The 17,488-nt window shown below is 56.2% G+C and carries 17 protein-coding genes and 1 pseudogene; 12 read left to right on the top strand and 6 right to left on the bottom strand.

Translation table 11 applies throughout. The features are described 5' to 3' along the window. Nucleotides 1-8: 8 nt before the first annotated feature. The 8 genes and pseudogenes from ACMGGQ_RS10275 (at nt 9) to ACMGGQ_RS10240 (ending at nt 7,499) form a co-directional block, all read left to right on the top strand. Nucleotides 9-2,272 (top strand): annotated as a pseudogene (locus ACMGGQ_RS10275) (NtaA/DmoA family FMN-dependent monooxygenase). Nucleotides 2,273-2,281: 9 nt separating this feature from the next. Beyond that, nucleotides 2,282-2,791: a GNAT family N-acetyltransferase gene (locus ACMGGQ_RS10270; protein ID WP_008501765.1), complete on the top strand. Its 510-nt coding sequence runs from the start codon at nt 2,282-2,284 to the stop codon at nt 2,789-2,791. A gap of 9 nt (nt 2,792-2,800) precedes the next feature. Further along, on the top strand, nt 2,801-3,727 hold the full coding sequence (locus ACMGGQ_RS10265; RefSeq protein ID WP_023327573.1) for an amino acid ABC transporter permease: 927 nt from the start codon (nt 2,801-2,803) through the stop codon (nt 3,725-3,727). After that, the gene (locus ACMGGQ_RS10260) at nt 3,711-4,484 is read left to right on the top strand and encodes an amino acid ABC transporter ATP-binding protein (RefSeq protein ID WP_048029837.1); all 774 of its coding nucleotides are present in this window, start codon (nt 3,711-3,713) and stop codon (nt 4,482-4,484) included. The genes ACMGGQ_RS10265 and ACMGGQ_RS10260 overlap by 17 nt, the downstream gene beginning before the upstream one ends. 9 nt (nt 4,485-4,493) lie before the next feature. Beyond that, complete coding sequence (locus tag ACMGGQ_RS10255; protein WP_048223392.1) at nt 4,494-5,381, top strand: ABC transporter substrate-binding protein; 888 nt, start codon at nt 4,494-4,496, stop codon at nt 5,379-5,381. 47 nt (nt 5,382-5,428) lie between these two features. Continuing rightward, on the top strand, nt 5,429-6,046 hold the full coding sequence (locus tag ACMGGQ_RS10250) for a glutathione S-transferase family protein (protein ID WP_420289974.1): 618 nt from the start codon (nt 5,429-5,431) through the stop codon (nt 6,044-6,046). A 37-nt stretch (nt 6,047-6,083) separates the two neighbouring features. Beyond that, complete coding sequence (pptA, locus tag ACMGGQ_RS10245) at nt 6,084-6,314, top strand: tautomerase PptA (RefSeq protein WP_008501760.1); 231 nt, start codon at nt 6,084-6,086, stop codon at nt 6,312-6,314. Between the two features lie 183 nt (nt 6,315-6,497). Further along, nucleotides 6,498-7,499 carry a Kdo(2)-lipid IV(A) acyltransferase gene (locus tag ACMGGQ_RS10240; RefSeq protein ID WP_048963121.1) on the top strand — a complete coding sequence of 334 codons (1,002 nt, stop codon included), beginning with the start codon at nt 6,498-6,500 and terminating at the stop codon, nt 7,497-7,499. Between the two features lie 44 nt (nt 7,500-7,543). Here ACMGGQ_RS10240 and ACMGGQ_RS10235 read toward each other — a convergent pair whose 3' ends face one another. Then, on the bottom strand, nt 7,544-9,229 hold the full coding sequence (locus ACMGGQ_RS10235; RefSeq protein WP_420289973.1) for an NAD-dependent malic enzyme: 1,686 nt from the start codon (nt 9,227-9,229) through the stop codon (nt 7,544-7,546). Nucleotides 9,230-9,643: 414 nt separating this feature from the next. Between ACMGGQ_RS10235 and ACMGGQ_RS10230 the strand changes: the two genes are divergently transcribed. Further along, on the top strand, nt 9,644-10,975 hold the full coding sequence (locus ACMGGQ_RS10230) for a 2-hydroxycarboxylate transporter family protein (RefSeq protein ID WP_420289972.1): 1,332 nt from the start codon (nt 9,644-9,646) through the stop codon (nt 10,973-10,975). Between the two features lie 121 nt (nt 10,976-11,096). Further along, complete coding sequence (locus tag ACMGGQ_RS10225) at nt 11,097-11,738, top strand: helix-turn-helix domain-containing protein (RefSeq protein WP_045908811.1); 642 nt, start codon at nt 11,097-11,099, stop codon at nt 11,736-11,738. On the opposite strand, the gene ACMGGQ_RS10220 is transcribed toward ACMGGQ_RS10225, so the two are convergent. After that, entirely contained in the window at nt 11,731-12,030 is a 300-nt protein-coding gene (locus tag ACMGGQ_RS10220) for an ArsR/SmtB family transcription factor (protein WP_008501755.1), read from the bottom strand. The two genes, ACMGGQ_RS10225 and ACMGGQ_RS10220, sit on opposite strands and share 8 nt — an antisense overlap. A 160-nt stretch (nt 12,031-12,190) precedes the next feature. Here ACMGGQ_RS10220 and fusA point away from each other — a divergent pair, with 160 nt between their 5' ends. Continuing rightward, nucleotides 12,191-14,290 carry an elongation factor G gene (fusA, locus tag ACMGGQ_RS10215; RefSeq protein WP_039262847.1) on the top strand — a complete coding sequence of 700 codons (2,100 nt, stop codon included), beginning with the start codon at nt 12,191-12,193 and terminating at the stop codon, nt 14,288-14,290. Nucleotides 14,291-14,367: 77 nt separating this feature from the next. Here fusA and ACMGGQ_RS10210 read toward each other — a convergent pair whose 3' ends face one another. The 3 genes from ACMGGQ_RS10210 to ACMGGQ_RS10200 all read right to left on the bottom strand — a co-directional run bounded on the left by ACMGGQ_RS10210 (nt 14,368) and on the right by ACMGGQ_RS10200 (nt 15,854). After that, the gene (locus ACMGGQ_RS10210; RefSeq protein WP_045908810.1) at nt 14,368-14,793 is read right to left on the bottom strand and encodes a DUF3828 domain-containing protein; all 426 of its coding nucleotides are present in this window, start codon (nt 14,791-14,793) and stop codon (nt 14,368-14,370) included. Continuing rightward, nucleotides 14,793-15,155 (bottom strand): hypothetical protein, encoded by a 363-nt coding sequence (locus ACMGGQ_RS10205; protein WP_024909588.1) that lies wholly within the window; start codon nt 15,153-15,155, stop codon nt 14,793-14,795. Before ACMGGQ_RS10205 ends, ACMGGQ_RS10210 begins: the two co-directional genes overlap by 1 nt. Before the next feature lie 126 nt (nt 15,156-15,281). Further along, the gene (locus tag ACMGGQ_RS10200) at nt 15,282-15,854 is read right to left on the bottom strand and encodes a flavin reductase family protein (protein WP_008501752.1); all 573 of its coding nucleotides are present in this window, start codon (nt 15,852-15,854) and stop codon (nt 15,282-15,284) included. A gap of 108 nt (nt 15,855-15,962) precedes the next feature. Here ACMGGQ_RS10200 and nhoA point away from each other — a divergent pair, with 108 nt between their 5' ends. Next, nucleotides 15,963-16,808: an N-hydroxyarylamine O-acetyltransferase gene (nhoA, locus tag ACMGGQ_RS10195; protein ID WP_420289971.1), complete on the top strand. Its 846-nt coding sequence runs from the start codon at nt 15,963-15,965 to the stop codon at nt 16,806-16,808. A gap of 54 nt (nt 16,809-16,862) precedes the next feature. On the opposite strand, the gene ACMGGQ_RS10190 is transcribed toward nhoA, so the two are convergent. Continuing rightward, a complete protein-coding gene (locus tag ACMGGQ_RS10190; RefSeq protein WP_196346392.1) occupies nt 16,863-17,456 on the bottom strand; it encodes a TetR family transcriptional regulator in 594 nt (197 codons plus the stop codon). Nucleotides 17,457-17,488: the final 32 nt, after the last annotated feature.

Raw genomic sequence — 17,488 nt, 5'->3', positions numbered from 1 at the left:
AGGTAAATATGTCTGCAACCCGACAACTGCGGCTGGGCACCATTCTGCATGGTGCATCCGGGAATATGTCCGCCTGGCGCCATCCTGCAGCGATCGCCGACGCCAGTATTAATTTCGACTTTGTGAAAGCGACGGCGTTAAAGGCCGAGGAAGGGAAGCTCGATTTTCTCTTCGTGGCCGATGGCCTCTATATTAACGAGAAATCGATCCCCCATTTTCTGAATCGTTTTGAACCGTTAACCGTGCTTTCCGCACTGGCCAGCATCACCTCGCGCCTGGGGCTGGTGGGAACCTTATCCACCTCCTACAGCGAGCCCTTCACCACGGCGCGCCAGTTCGCGAGCCTCGATCACCTGAGCAACGGCCGGGCGGGCTGGAACGTGGTGACCTCTCCGCTGGAAGGGTCGGCCAAGAACTTTTCCCGTGAAAAACACCCCGAACATGCGCTGCGCTACCGTATTGCGGATGAGTATCTCGACGTGGTGAAAGGGCTGTGGGATTCCTGGGAAGGGGACGCGTTTATTCGTAACAAAGAGAGCGGCCAGTTTTTTGACCCGGCGAAACTGCATACGCTCGATCACCACGGTGACTTCTTCCAGGTTGCCGGTCCGCTGAATATTGGCCGCACGCCGCAGGGGCGTCCGATTGTCTTTCAGGCCGGGGCATCGGACGACGGGAAAAAGCTAGCGGCGAAACATGCCGACGCCATTTTCACCCACCACGAGACGCTCGATGAGGCAAAAGCCTTTTACCGCGACGTAAAACAGCAGCTGGAAACAAACGGCCGCCGCGCGTCGGATCTCCATATTTTCCAGGGCGTCAGCGTGATTGTGGGGAAAGATGCCGATGATGTGGAAAACCAGTACCAGACCACGGCGGCGCTGGTGTCGATTAATGACGCCCTCAATTACCTCGGGCGTTATTTTGAACATCACGACTTCAGCCAGTATCCGCTCGACGAGCCGTTCCCGGATATCGGCGACTTAGGCAAAAATAGCTTCCGCAGCACCACCGATGAAATCAAGCGTAACGCCCGCGAACGCAACTTAACCCTGCGTCAGGTGGCGCTGGAGGCCGCTTCGCCGCGCCCGCGCTTTTCCGGCACGCCGGAGGAGGTGGCAGACGGTCTTCAGGCCTGGTTTGAAGGCTATGCCGCAGACGGCTTCATTATTCAGGGCGGCACGCCGGACACCTTCCCGCGCTTTGTTGATCAGGTGGTGCCCATTCTTCAGGCCCGCGGCCTGTTCCGTACCGACTACCCGGGCACCACGCTGCGCGAAAGCCTTGGCTTAGACCAACCGAAAAACCAGTACACACAACAATAAAAGAGAACCCCGCTATGCAGAAATCATCGCTTATTCTGGCGCTCGCGCTGGCCTTTACCCCTGCCGTCTGGGCAGAGAACGTCAATATTAACGGCACCGGTGTGAGCATCGAGGCCAATAAAACCCCGATTAACACCGCGAAAAATAGCGAGGCGGTAGCGCAGCTGCCGAAAGACTATCGCTTTGCCGTGCCCGGGAAATTTACCGTTGCGGTGGCGGGACTCAACCAGCCGCCGCTGACGGTCTTCTCCGACGACAACAAAACGCTGCTGGGAAGCGAAGTTGACGTCGCGCGTCTGGTCGCCGACAGCCTCGGGCTGGAGCTCAACGTGGTGCCCACCTCCTGGGAGGACTGGCCGCTGGGCGTGGCGTCCGGGAAATACGATGCCGCCATCAGCAACATCACCGTCACTAAAGAGCGCAAACAGAAGTTTGATTTTGCTACCTATCGTAAGGATTCCCTCGGCTTTTACGTGAAATCCACCAGCCCGATTACGTCGCTGCAGAAGGCGGAAGACATCGCCGGGCTGAAGATTATCGTCGGCTCCGGCACCAACCAGGAGGCCATCCTGCTGGCATGGAATGCCGAAAACCTGAAGAAGGGGCTGAAGCCCTTTACCCCGATCTACACCAAAGACGATGCGGCCCAAACCCTGGCACTGCAGTCCGGCCGCGCGGATGCCTACTTTGGCCCGAACGTGATTGGCGCATGGAAAGCGGCGCTGAACGGGAAAACCAAACTGGTGGGCAGCGTCGACGGCGGCTGGCCGAAGGCGGCACACATCGCGGTGACGCTGAAAAAAGGCAGCGGACTGGTTGAGCCGGTGCAAACCGCGCTGAACGGCGTCATCAAAAACGGCGATTACGACAAAGTGCTGAACCGCTGGGGAGAAGGGGTTGAGCGCATTCCTCAGTCCGAAGTGAACCCGGCTGGCCTGGGCGATTAAGGAGGCGTAATGAGCGAACGATTTCGTGATGTATCACCGGAAGATGCCGAACTTCAGCCCATTATCGAGGGGCTGTTCGGTGAATATGCGGCCCGCTACGGGGACTACTTCTCTAAAGACGCGGAAGTGGAGCTCACCGAGTGGTATCTGGCGCCGCAGGGGCTGTTTATCGTCCTGGAGCGCGACGGGAAGATTATTGCCACCGGCGCGTACAAACCGTTCGACGAACGCACCGCGGAAATCAAACGTATCTGGACGGACAAAACCCTGCGTCAGCAGGGGCTTGCCGGGCGCGTGGTGCAGGAGCTGGAGCGCAGGGCGGTGCTGGCAGGCTATAGCCAAATCTACCTGACAACCGGCTTTCGTCAGCCGGAGGCGGTCAGGCTCTATCTTAGCCAGGGCTATCAGCCGCAGTTCGATCTGAACCGCGATCCGGAAGAGTATAGCCAGCCGCCGTTTGACGGTCGGCTGCGTTTCACCAAAACGCTGGTACGTGAAGCGTTCAGTAAAACCGCATGAGGAACGACGATGAGCAACGTTGAAACCATTAAGGTGGTCCCGGCGCGTTATCCGCTGCGGGCCGTCGGCGCCGCGGTGGCGCTGTTTGTCCTGGCGGTCGTGATTCAGTCCGTAGCCTTTAACCCGCGCTGGGAGTGGGCGGTGTTCGCCCGCTGGTTCTTCGACCCGGTGATCCTCGAAGGTGTCGGGCAGACCCTGCTGCTGACGCTGATCGGCACCGCGCTGAGCGTGGTGTTTGGCGGCATGCTGGCGCTGGCGAGACTCTCGTCATCCTGGCTGCTGAGCAGCCTGGCGTGGGCGTACATCTGGCTATTTCGGTCGCTGCCGCTGATCGTCGTGCTGATTATCCTGTACAACTTTTCCTATCTCTACGACACGCTCTCGCTCGGCGTGCCGTTTACCGGTATTACCTGGGGCAGTTTTGAAACCATCAACGTGCTGGGGCAGTTCTCTACCGCCGTGGTGGGGCTAACGCTGGTGCAGAGCGCCTATACCGCCGAGATCATTCGCGGTGGTTTCCTCGGGGTCGATCACGGGCAGTATGAGGCCGCCGCCGCGCTCGGTCTGCCGGCCTGGCGCCGCACGGTGCGCATCATTTTGCCTCAGGCGCTGCGTACCATTCTGCCGTCGGGATTCAATGAAATCATCAGCCTCGCCAAGGGCACAGCGATGGTGTACGTCCTGGCGATGCCGGAGCTGTTTTATACCATCCAGATGATCTACAACCGCACGCAGGAGGTGATCCCGCTGCTGATGGTTGGTGCCGCCTGGTACCTGGCGATCACCACCGTCCTGTCCGCTATCCAGTACGGTGTTGAACGCGCACTTGCCCGCAGCGAACGCCGCTCTGCGGTTAATCAGAACCGTGCCGCCCGTCGTACCCGTTCTGTCACCACCACGCCAGCACAGGAGCCTATCCATGCAAGCCTCTCCTGAAGGACATATCTCGATTACCGGCGTCAGCAAATATTTTGGACGCCATAAGGCGCTCGACAACGTGTCGCTTGAGATCCCGCCGGGATCCGTGACGGTCATCCTCGGGCCGTCCGGGTCGGGAAAATCGACGCTGCTGCGTACCATTAACCACCTGGAGCGCGTCGACGAAGGCTTTATTCAGATCGACGGGGACTACATTGGCTACCGTCGTCAGGGCGACAAGCTCTACGAGCTGAAGGAGAAAGAGATCCTCAAACAGCGCGTCAACGTGGGCTATGTGTTTCAGAACTTCAATCTCTTTCCCCATCTCACGGTGCTGGAAAACCTGATTGAAGCGCCCATCGCGCATAAAAAGCTCAGCAAAAGAGAGGCGGTGGAAAGAGCGTACAGCCTGCTGGACGTGGTCGGGCTGCGGGACAAAGCCGATGCCTGGTCCCGCCATCTCTCCGGCGGCCAGCAGCAACGCATTGCGATTGCCCGCGCGCTGGCGTTACGTCCCCGCGTGATGCTGTTTGATGAACCCACCTCGGCGCTGGATCCGGAGCTGGTAGGGGAAGTGCTGGACGTAATCAAAAAACTGGCCCGGTCCGGCACTACGCTGGTGGTGGTCACTCACGAGATCGGCTTTGCCCGGGAAGTGGCGGATCAGGTGGTGTTTATGGTCGACGGAAAAATCGTGGAACAGGGCAGCAGCGACGCGGTATTGAACCGCCCGTCGCACGCGCGAACGCGCCAGTTCCTGTCAAAAGTGCTGTAAGGAGCGCAGATGAAATATGGACTTCTGGCAGGACTGCTTTTTACGACGGCGAGCCACGCCAGCATCGATCTGAAAGCCAACGAGCAGCCGCTGCCGGTGACGGTGGATCGGCAGGCCGTGGCGAAGATCCCCGCCGGTTATAAATTCGTTGAGCCAGGTACGCTGACGGTCGCCGTCTCGATGCTGAACTCCCCGCCGCTGGCGCTGCTGGCCAGCGATAACCGCACGCGGATCGGCAGCGACCCGGATATTGCCCGCCTGCTGGCGGGCAGCCTGGGGCTGAAGCTAAAGCTGGTGCCGACGGCGTGGGAAGACTGGCCGCTGGGAATCGCTTCCGGGCGCTACGACGTGGCGCTGGTGAACATTGCTGTGACCGAACAGCGTAAAGAGAAGTTTGATTTTGCGACCTACCGCGTCGATTCGCTGGCGTTTTCGGTGAAATCCACCAGCGAGATTCAGTCAATCAAAAGCGCGGAAGATCTGGCCGGGAAAAGGGTGATTGTCGGCTCGGGTACCAATCAGGAGCGCATCCTGCTGGGCTGGAACGAAGAAAATAAAAAGGCGGGGCGGGCGCCTGCGCTGCCGGTCTATCTTCACGACGATGCCTCAGGCAATCTCTATATCCAGTCCGGCAGGGCGGATGTGTTCTTTGGCCCCCAGTCGGTTTCAGCTTACAAAGCGGCGCTCACCGGCAAAACCCGCGTGGTCGGTTTAGGGCCGAAGAAAGCTTATGTCGCCACCACGACCAAAAAAGGCAATCAACTGGTTTATGCCTTGCAGGCCGCGCTGAACGGTGCGATTGAGCGCGGAGAGTACCAGAAGGTGCTGGCGCGCTGGGGCGAGCAGGGCGAAGCGGTGGCGCAATCGGAGGTCAACCCGCCTGGGATAACCTACTAATGGTGCTCTACACTTAGGGTTTTCATCCCTCACCCTCAGGGGGCAACATGATTAAACTCTATGGCGTACCCGGCTGGGGCTCGGCAATCAGTGAGGTGATGCTGACCCTGGCTGATATCCCTTATCAATTCATCAACGTGGACGGGTTTGACCAGCCCGGTCCGCAGCGTGAGTTGCTGCACAAGCTCAATCCGCTGTGCCAGGTGCCGACGCTGGAGCTGGAAAATGGCGCCATCATGACCGAAACAGCGGCGATTGCCTTGATGGTGCTCGACCGGTGTCCCGATCTTGCTCCACCCGTGGGGCAGGCAGAGCGTCAGCAGTTTCAGCGTTTGCTCATCTGGTTTGTGGCCAACGTCTATCCCACGTTTACCTATGCAGACTATCCCGAACGCTGGGTGCCGGATGCGCCGGAACAGCTGCAGAAAAACTGCATCGCATACCGGAAATCTCTTTATTTGTGGTTCGAAAGCCAGCTTAAGGCTGCCCCGTTTGCGCTGGGGGAACGGCTGACGCTGCTGGATGTGTATATTGCGGTAGCGCGCACCTGGGGGCCCCGTCACGCCTGGTTTGCCGAGAACACCCCTAAATTCACGGCGATTGCGGACGCCGTATGCCAGCGACCGGAACTGCACAAGGTGTTAAAGGCAAACAATATTATCTGATAACGTGGAACCCTCATTCACAACCGGAAGCCTGTACATGCCACACGTAGATATCAAATGTTTTCCCCGTGATTTGAACGACGAACAAAAAGCTGCCCTGGCGGCAGATATTGCCGACGTGATTATTCGCCATTTCAACAGTAAAGACAGTTCCGTGTCGGTGGCGTTGAAGCAGATCGCGCCTGAAGACTGGAAGGCGCAGGTCTGGGATACCGAAATTGGACCGAAGCTGGAGGAGCTTATTAAGAAGCCCGGGTATTCGATGTAAGATCTTCTGCCGGGGAGCGAATAAATCCTCCCCGGTTTGTTTTCCCGTTTTCGCAAAAATCGATAAAAATGCGTTTTGTCTTATCCGCTACACTTAACGTTTCTGGCTGACTTTTTATTCATCCTTAGGAAAGATCTTCAACAGAATCAATTAAGGACAGACACGTTAAAGGATAATTTTCTGATGACAAAATTACCTCGTTTTTCATTCGCCTTTCTTCATCCCCGTTACTGGCTAAGCTGGGCCGGCATTGCGGCTCTGTGGCTCATCATGCTGCTCCCTTATCCGCTTCTGTTCAGAATCGGTCATGGCCTGGGGCGACTGGCGATGCGCTTACTTCCTCGCCGCGTCGAGATTGCCCGCCGCAACCTGGAACTTTGTTTCCCGGAGATGAAAAAGGATGAACGCGAGTCATTGCTGCAGCGTAATTTTGAATCGGTAGGAATGGGGGTGATTGAAACCGGGATGGCATGGTTCTGGCCTGCGTGGCGGGTGAAGAAATGCTTTACCGTGCAGGGGTATGAGCACATGGAAAAGGCGAGGGCGCAGGGAAAAGGCGTGGTGCTGGTGGGGATGCATTTTCTGACGCTTGAGCTGGGCGCGCGGATATTTGGCATGCTCAACCCCGGTATCGGGGTGTATCGCCCTAATAACAATGCTCTGCTGGACTGGCTTCAGACGCGCGGACGTCTGCGTTCCAACAAAACCATGCTCGATCGCCATGATTTAAAGGGCATGATCCGCTCGCTGAAGCAGAATGAAATTTTGTGGTACGCCCCGGACCACGACTATGGCAAAACCAACAGCGTGTTTGTGCCGTTCTTTGCGGTGCCGGATGCCGCGACGACGGCGGGCAGCTATATGCTGGTCAAAAGCGCTAAGCCTGCCGTCATCCCCTTTGTGCCGCGTCGCAGGGCGGATGGTACCGGTTACGAGCTGATTATTCTGGAGGATATCAGCGAGGCGTTGCAGGGCGGCGATAAAGAAGCCGTGGCGACGCAGATGAACAGGGCAATTGAGCAGGCCGTACGCATGGCCCCAGAGCAGTATATGTGGCTGCACCGTCGCTTCAAAACCCGTCCTGAAGGGGTACCTGATCGGTATGCCCGTCTGAAACAGGCGGCAACTCGGGGTGATAATCTCTCCGCCAGCGATTTTTCTGACCGCTCAGGCATACAGCACTAACACCACAGCGATGCCCTCACCCTGCGGTGAGGGCATGACCGGCGCTACAGTGCAGACCGGCGGTACGGCGCATAGTCCGCCTGCCACCAGGTTTTCTCGATACGCGCCATCAGGGTTTCATCATCTAACGACGGCGCTACGCCTTGTTCAATGGCTGCCCGGGCGACGGCAACGGCAATCTGGCGCGAGACCGTTTCAATCTGATCTACCGGCGGCAGCAATCCTCCTCTTTCTGTGGTCACCAGTGGAGACTGGGCGGCCAGGCTGCGGCTTGCTGCCATCAGCATCTCTTCCGTCACCCGGCGCGCGTTACAGGCCAGCACGCCCAGTCCCAGGCCCGGGAAGATATAGGCGTTATTACACTGGGCAATCTCGTAGTGCGCGTTCTCCCAGAATACCGGCGCGAACGGGCTGCCGGTGGCCACCAGCGCGGCTCCCTGGGTCCAGGCGATGAGATCCTGCGGCTGGGCCTCCGCCCGCGACGTCGGGTTCGAGAGCGGCATGATAATCGGGCGCGGGCAGTGGCGATGCATCTCTTTGACGATCTCTTCGCTGAACAGCCCCGGCTGACCTGAAACGCCGATCATCACCGTGGGATGTGCGTTCTTCACCACGTCCAGCAGGGAAATATTCTTTGCGTCTACCTGCCAGCGGCTTACGGCGTCGCGCGCGGTAAGCAGGTTTTTCTGGAAATCGAGCAGGTTGGTCATGTCGTCGGTCAGCAGGCCGAAGCGATCGACCATGAAGATCCTGCTGCGGGCTTCCGACTCGCTCAGGCCGTCATCGACCATCAGCGCCACAATTTTTTCAGCGATCCCGCATCCCGCAGAGCCGCTGCCGAGGAAGACCACGCGCTGATCGCGAATGCGCGTGCCCGCCGCGTGGGCCGCTGCGATCAGCGTCCCAGCGGTGACGGCTGCCGTGCCCTGGATATCATCATTGAAGCAGCACAGTTGATCGCGGTAGCGCTGGAGTAGTCGGGTGGCATTTTTCTGTGCAAAGTCTTCAAATTGCAGGAGAACGTTGGGCCAGCGCGCTTTAACCGTGCTGATAAACATATCCATAAATTCAGCGTATTGATCGTCGCTGATGCGCGGATGACGCCAACCCATGTACATCGGGTCGTCGAGGTGTTGCTGATTATTGGTGCCGACATCCAGCATAATCGGGAGGGTGGAGGCCGGATGGATCCCTCCGCAGGCGGTATAGAGCGACAGCTTGCCAATCGGAATGCCCATACCGCCGATACCCTGGTCGCCGAGCCCTAAAATGCGCTCTCCGTCCGTTACCACAATCACCCGAACGTCGTTGCGCGAGAAACTTTGCAGCATCTCATCAATACGATGGCGGTTAGGCCATGAAATAAACAAGCCGCGCGCGCGGCGATAAATCGTGGAGAAATGCTCGCAGGCTTCACCCACCGTCGGGGTATAGATAATCGGTAACGTCTCTTTCAGATGCGAACGCAAGAGGTTGTAAAAGAGAGTTTCATTGGTGTCCTGAATATTGCGCAAATAAACATGACGGGAAATATCGCTTTTAAAATGGCAGAACTGCACCCAGGCGCGCTCGGTTTGCTCTTCAATGGTTTCAACGTTATGCGGCAATAATCCATGCAGATTAAAATTATCCCGTTCTTCTTTAATAAAGGCGAGGCCTTTATTTAATAACGGATTTTCCAGCAGTACGGCGCCATTATAGGGCGTGTACAGAACGTCTTTACGAGACATGGTCAACTCCTGAATATTTAAACCAAACAGAAATAAGACGAGTAGAAACAGTGACTTTAAGGATGATAAAGGCACGGAGTTTTCTGTGTTTTGTTGGGGAGCTAATTTAGCGCTTAGCTAACGGATCAGGAGTGACAAGGTTCACATTCTTTCTGGTTTTATTAATTTCAAAAGAATTGCATTGAATGTCATGAATAACTTTAGTTACATAATAATGAATTAAATTATTTAAAAGGAAAGGGCTATTGTGTTCACATTTCTCTTTGGGGGGGCATGTTAATTTCACGCTGAGCCTGTTTTTAGAAAAGGCCACCAAAGTTTTTATTTTCTATTTAAGAACATTTATTCGAATCAGGAATAGTTTTTCGTTTATTCCGTTCTCTGCATATCCGAACACAAATTTCAGGTGATTATATGAAAGATAATCCTGTACCGACTTCTGAGCTGTCGACCTCGCGTTTCGCCTTTGGGCTCAACAATACCGAGGTTGGCGCAGTCCCGTTGATGCTGTTCGTGGGGATTGCCGCGATTGTGGCGACGTCCGCCTGGGCAGGGCTGTTGCCGAAAAATATGATAGGCGGACTGGCGGTCATCATGACCCTTGGCTTTGCGTTTGCCAAAGTGGGGCGTCAAATCCCCGTGCTGAAGGACATCGGCGGCCCGGCGATCCTGTGTCTGATGGTGCCTTCCGTGCTGGTCTATTTTGGCGCATTCGGGACACAAACCCTTGATACGGTGCATCTGCTGATGAAGGAGGCGAATCTGCTCTATTTCGTCATCGCCTGCCTGGTGGTAGGCAGCATTCTGGGGATGAACCGGGTGCTGCTGATCCAGGGCATGATGCGCATGTTTGTTCCGCTGGTGGCGGGGACATTGATGGCCGTGCTGAGCGGGCTTATTGTGGGAACGCTGTTTGGGTTTACGCCTTACCATACGTTCTTCTTTATCATTGTGCCCATCATTGGCGGCGGAATTGGCGAGGGGATTTTGCCCCTGTCTCTGGCCTATTCGGCCATACTGGGGCAGACGCCGGACGTCTACGTGGCGCAGCTGGCTCCCGCTGCGGTCGTCGGAAATATTTTCGCCATTATTTGTGCGGGCTCGCTGGCGCGTCTCGGGACGAAACGTCCTGCGCTTTCAGGAAATGGCATGCTCACGCGGAGTAAAGACGACGCCAGCCTGTTTGCCGGGGCGCCAGGCGCACAGCAGACAGATTTTCATCTGATGGGCGGCGGATTGCTGATGGTGTGCGCGTTTTTCATCGTCGGAGGCTTGTTTGAAAAACTGGTCCACATTCCCGGCCCGGTGCTGATGATCCTGATTGCCGTCCTGTGTAAATACTTCAGGGTGATCCCGGCCTCAATGGAGCAGGGTGCGCATAGCTGCTATAAATTCGTTTCGGCTGCGCTGGTCTGGCCGCTGATGATCGGCCTCGGGATGCTATACGTGCCGCTTGAGAGCGTGGTGTCGGTCTTCTCGGTGGGCTATGTAGTGGTATGCGGATCGGTGGTGATTGCGATGGCGCTGAGCGGCTACGTGATTGCGTCGCGTCTGAATATGTATCCGGTGGAAGCGGCGATTGTAACCTGCTGCCACAGTGGGCTGGGCGGTACGGGAGATGTGGCCATTCTGTCCGCCTCCAACCGCATGTCGCTCATGCCGTTCGCGCAGATTGCGACGCGTATCGGCGGTGCCTCGACGGTCATTTTCGCCACGCTGCTGATGGGCTGGGTTATGGCGCACTGATTCGAAACCTCAGGATACTGAATCGCAACGACATTTACAGCGTGTCGCTGCGGTTCAGTCCTTTATAAAACTCACCGCGCTGTATAGAATTACCGCAGCCACAGCGACGGGATACCACACGATGACCGGAAGAGTTGATTATCAGATTGAAAAATATCTCCTGACCGAAGCCGCCGAACCGGAGCGCCTGACGCGCCAGTGGGCGGAGGTGCTGGAGGAGTGTCGTGAGCAACAGTCCGGTGCGGAGGATCGTCTGCGTCTCGCCTTGCTTAATGTGGACTACGTCACCAGCTTCGAGCTGCCCTTCAGGCTGCTTCTCACCCGCGCGCCCCAGTTGATTGACGCTGTCAGAAAAGAGCTTCAGCTCAGTCAGAAAAATGTTCTGTTTAACGGCAAGCGCTTTGGCTGCGTCTACAGCCTTAAACGGGATCTGGACGGCATACCTGACGAGTTTACCTATCACCTGAAGACGCGGATCCAGCGCAGTGACGCCACGGGTGCGACGGAAGCGTCTTACCGGCAAATTGCCCAGCAGGTGAAAGCGCCAAAAGAGCGCCTCAAACTGGCGCTGGAAAACGGGCTGTCTGTGACCGCGCTCGACGGGCTTTTCTGGTTTGGCATTCAGCGCATCGCGGCTGATGTACAACGGTTACGCAAAACAGGGATGCGGATCGTGACGTCCAACGCCGAGGTGTTCGATACGCTTACCAAAACAACCCGGCAGGTCCCGGTCTATCGCCTGGAAGGGACAGAAGTTACTTAACCTGCAGCAGGATCGCCATCAACCCCGGAAAGCGGGTATCCAAATCGTCTCGTCGCAATGAAATCATGTTTTCGCGTCCCTGCGGACGCTGCCAGATGACCCCGCTGTCGCGCAATACGCGCCAGTGATGGGTCATCGTGGACTTCACCACATCTTCCGGGCGCAGCGCGTTGCAGCTGAGTTCGCTGCCATCGGCCAGCCGACGAATAATCGATAGCCGGAGCGGGTTGCCGAGGGCAAAGAGCACATTTTCCAGCAGTATTTGTTCAGTTTCAGGGTGGTTAGGGATCATCGTTTTCCTGCGTATGGCGTCAGATTGAGCTATATCAACAATAGGTCAACCCTTAAAAAATAGTTCGATAATACTCGTACAATAGGACTATTATAGCAAACGAACGAATGCACGACCATCCTGGTCGTCACAAACATGTCATAGTGACTAAGGAAATATCATGCCCCGACCCATCCCTCTCGAACGTTATCGCAACATCGGTATCTCCGCGCATATCGATGCCGGTAAAACCACCACCACTGAGCGCATCCTGTTTTATACCGGGATGAGCCACAAGCTGGGTGAAGTACACGATGGCGCGGCAACCACTGACTGGATGGCGCAGGAGCAAGAGCGCGGGATCACCATTACGTCCGCGGCGGTTAGCTGCTTCTGGCCAGGCATGGACAGAGGCTATGAACCGCACCGGATCAACATCATCGACACCCCGGGGCACGTGGACTTCACCATTGAGGTGGAACGTTCCATGCGCGTACTCGACGGTGCCGTGATGGTGTATGACTCCGTGGGCGGCGTGCAGCCGCAGTCGGAAACCGTCTGGCGTCAGGCCAATAAATATCACGTTCCGCGTCTGGCCTTCGTCAACAAGATGGACCGTCCGGGTGCCGATTTCTTCCGCGTCGTGCGGATGATGCAGGAACGCCTGAAGGCCAATCCGGTGCCGATTGTCATCCCGGTGGGGGCCGAAGATCACTTCACCGGCGTGGTGGATTTGATCAAGATGCGCACCATTCTGTGGGACGATGCGACGCAGGGCATGGTGTTTACCTATGCGCCCGTGCCGGACGATTTGGTCAGTACCGCCCAGGAATGGCGGGAAAAAATGGTCTCTGCGGCGGCGGAAGCCAGCGATGAACTGATGGACAAATACCTGGAAACCGGCGACCTGACGGAAGCGGAAATTATCAAAGGGCTACGTATTCGCACCATTTCGGGGGAAATCCAGCCGATGCTGTGCGGCAGCGCGTTCAAAAACAAAGGTGTACAGCGCATGCTCGATGCGGTGATTGAGCTTATGCCGTCGCCGCTGGACGTGCCGGCCATTGATGGCGTGGATGAAAAAGGGCAGCACGCGGAGCGTCACCCGAGTGATGATGAGCCGTTCTCGGCTCTGGCGTTCAAGTTGATGAGCGACCCGTACGTCGGACAACTGACCTTTATCCGCGTGTACTCTGGCGTGCTGCGCAAAGGCGACGCGGTGTATAACCCGGTGAAAGGGAAGAAAGAGCGCATCGGGCGTATCGTGCTGATGCATGCCAACGATCGCCACGAGGTGGACGAACTGCGCGCCGGGGATATCGCGGCCTGCGTCGGGCTGAAAGACGTGACCACCGGTGACACGCTCACCGATCCGAACGCCGTCATTACGCTTGAGCGCATGGAGTTCCCGGATCCGGTGATTTCGCTGGCGATTGAGCCGAAAACCAAAGGCGATCAGGAGAAAATGGGCATTGCGCTGCAGCGTCTGGCGGCAGAAGACCCGTCTTTCCGCCTGCACACTGACGAGGAGTCCGGCCAGACCATTATCTCCGGGATGGGTGAGTTACACCTTGAGATTATCGTCGACCGCATGAAGCGTGAGTTTGGCGTCGAAGCAAATATCGGTCGTCCGCAGGTGACCTACCGTGAAACCCTGCGTAAAACGGTGAAGGATATCGAAGGCAAATTTGTCCGACAGTCCGGCGGTAAAGGCCAGTACGGTCATGTGGTGCTGAGCCTGGAGCCGCTGGAGCCCGGAAGTGGCTTTAAATTTGAAGATGCCACTAAGGGCGGCGTGGTGCCGCGTGAGTATATTCCGTCCGTTGAGAAAGGGCTGCGGGAAGCGATGAACAGCGGCGTGCTGGCGGGCTATCCGGTCGTCGATGTCAAAGCGACGCTGACGTTTGGCTCGTATCACGACGTCGACTCCTCGGAGATGGCGTTCCGCATGGCGGCGATCCTCGGCTTTAAAGAGGGGGCCCGCAGGGCGGATCCGGTGATTCTTGAGCCGATCATGCATGTGGAGGTGGAAACACCGGAAGAGTACGCCGGTAACATCATGGGCGATCTCTCATCCCGACGCGGCATGGTGCAGGGGATGGCAGAGCAGTACGGCAGCCAGATTATCCGCGCCGACGTACCGCTGGCAGAGATGTTTGGTTATGCCACGACATTGCGTTCGATGTCCCAGGGACGCGCGACGTATACGATGGAGTTCCATCATTTTGCGGAAGCACCGCGGAATGTTGCGGATGAGATTATTTCACGGCGTGCGAAGTAATTAATAAATTGCACATGGTAGTCGCTGGGCTACCATGTGCTTTTGCCGCTGTAGCAGAGGGCTTTCATAGACGTTTATTACTTGATCAGCGTGGCCGATCGAACTTTCCATTTCCCTTTTTCCTGAACGAGACAATCTGCTACAACGTGATCTTGTTTCTTACCAAATGCGATATAAACGTTTGTGCAAACGGCATCAAAATCAGAATGCAGAACGGTTATCTGATCCCAGTCCTCATCCCAGTCCTGCGCTTTAATGAACATATCAGCATCGGGCATGTCTTTTTCGTTACTGTCTCCTGAGTACATCTCCTTAATTGCATCAATTGTCCCGGAGGCAACGTATTCATTCATAATGTCTGGATTCAGCACTGGTGGTTTGTCCTGATTCAGCTGAGCGATATACCATTGATTGAATTTAAGCGCAGCCTGGCCTGGTGAAGATAGGCTATCTGCGACCGCGAAGGGAGACAGGGCAAAAAGGAAAAAGCAGAGTATTTTCATTAGTCGTGCCTGAACAGTTCGTAATGAGGCTGTATGTTTCGGTAAGCCTGTCCCGGATACAGGGTGCGTTGTACAAAATCGCTTATCCACTGCTGACCATCATAAATGCAAACGTGCCCGCTATCGTGACCCACTATATTTTGGATAACGGCTACGTCTCCGGCATGAGGTTGATCGTATACCAGGCGGAATCCAGCGTTGACCAATGTACGCCCCATATCTTTTGCCAGACGCGTATTGGGAATTTTTAATTTTCCCCCCGTTCTGATCGCTTCGGTGACGTAGCGAGCACAATAACCGGTGCTCTTCGGTTGGGCGTGTGATTTGGCATAGGAGATTGCGCCATCTTTATTCCATGACATTGATATTTCCTTAACGGGAGAGTGCTAATGCAGCAACTCCGGAAATATCCTCCGTTTTACAACGCAAGAGTAAACATAAAATGCCATAGAAATTTAATATAATTCAGCCATATATGATTTAAACAATCAATCCAGCGCCTTCACCATCTTCCCGCTCGCCACAAACGTCCCGGCCCCAAGATGATGCAGGGTATTGAGCTTATCCCCGTCAAACTGCCAGCGTCCGGCGATAAACGCCCGTTCATCCGCTGCCGCTGAAACCACTTCGCCAAACAGCGTGTCGTATTTCTCTGCAGCGGAGGTCACGGGTAATAACCGGCACTCCATCCACGCCAGGCATTTCTCTTCAATGACCGGCAGGCCGAGCTCTGGGCCATTCACCACCGGGATCCCATAGCAGTTGAATTTGTCCTCATCGCGCCCGCTGACGCTGCCGACCGCGTAAGTCCAGTTGGCCGCCGCCACGCCGGGGATAACGATGCCAAATTTCCCGCTGCGTTCGATCAGCTCGCGTGACCAGGTACTTTTGTCCACCACGATTGCGATGCGCGGCGGTTCAAACTCAACGGGCATTGACCATGCGGCGGCCATAACGTTACGTCTGTCGAGCGTTTCATCACGACTGGTAATCAGTACGGTAGGACCATGGTTCAGCAGACGGCTGGCATGACGTAATTCAACAGGGCGAAAGTGGCTCATAGGATCTCCTCATCTGTAACGATGAGTATGACGAAAAAGCACGTAAATCAAAGTGAGCGCGTAGAATTAGTTTATAAACACAGCATCACTATCAAAGGAAACTGATATATGTCCCCCTTTCTGACCGCCTATTTCGCCCGCATCGGCTGGAAGCAACCGGCTTCTGCTGATATAGACACCCTGCGCGCACTGCATTTACATCACAACTGCGCGATCCCGTTTGAGAATATCGATGTCGTCCTGCCGCGCGAAATCCAGCTTGACGATCGGTGCCTGGTCGACAAGCTGGTCACCGCCCGTCGCGGAGGATATTGCTTTGAGCAAAACGGCCTGTTTGAGCGGGTATTGCGTGAAGTCGGGTTCACGGTGCGCAGCCTGCTGGGACGCGTGGTATTAGCGAGCCCGCCGCAAATGCCGCCGCGCACGCACCGCCTGCTGCTGGTTGAGCTTAACGGCGAGCGCTGGATTGCGGACGTGGGATTTGGCGGCCAGACGCTGACGGCGCCAATTCGTCTGCTCGCCAGTGAGGAACAGGAAACGCCGCACGGCCTGTATCGTCTGCTGAGCGAGGGTAACGACTGGGTGCTGCAGTTCCGTCACCACGAGCACTGGCAGTCGATGTACCATTTCGACCTGACGACACAGTATTTCAGTGATTACGTGATGGGGAATTTCTGGTCGGCGCACTGGCCGCAGTCGCACTTCCGCCATCATCTGCTGATGTGCCGCCATCTGCCGGACGGCGGCAAGCTGACGCTGACCAACTTCAACTTTACCCACTGGCAGAACGGTCACGTGGAGGAGCAGGTTCACTTACCGGATGCTGAGGCGCTTTACCAGTTGATGCAGAAACGCTTTGGGCTGGGCGTTGACGATCCTAAGCACGGTTTTTCACTCGCAGAATTGACGGCGGTGATGGCGGGCTTTGATACGCACCCTCAGGCCGGGAAATAATGCGCAAAGAGGTGGGCTGTAGGCCGGGTAAGGCGAAGCCGCCACCCGGCAACATCACGGCTGAGACGGGGTAGTAAACAACTCGAGCGTGATTAACTTATCCAGATGATTGTTAAACGCGACCTCATCCATTTCGGGCATGTTTAAGATATACATCCCGTCAAGACCACACACCAACCCAATCAAGCGCCAGGCGATATTTTCCGCCCGATCGCCGGGACGAAATACCCCGGCCTCCGTTCCCGCGTTAATCAGCGCCACCGTTTCCTGATGCCACATCTCCATGGTCATCACATAGGCACCCTTAATGTCGGCATCGCGGCTGGCCAGGATCTGCGCTTCACGCCAGAGACGAATATAAGGCTCGAACCTGCCGTCATCGCTGCCGAGCATGGCATGAAGCTGTTCCCGCCATCCGGCCTGTTCACCCGCAACATCCGCATCCAGCAGTTCGCGGATTAACCGTACGAAGGCCAGCGATTTTAACTCCCCGCCGGAGGTAAAATGATGGTGAACCTGTCCGGTCGCGACGCCGGCTTCAGCCGCAACGCGGCGTACCGTCATTGCCGCCAGTCCTTCGGCCAGCGCCACGCGCATGGCGGCCTGTAAGATGGCTTCGCGCCGTTCATCCTTGCTCAGATATCGCATCGTTACTCACTCTCAATGGGAACGAAACGAGT

Origin of the sequence: Enterobacter sp. BNK-13 (assembly GCF_048685015.1) — a bacterium.
In the GTDB taxonomy this organism is placed as follows: Bacteria; Pseudomonadota; Gammaproteobacteria; order Enterobacterales; family Enterobacteriaceae; genus Enterobacter; species Enterobacter quasiroggenkampii.
This window is presented reverse-complemented; position numbering and strand designations above follow the sequence as displayed.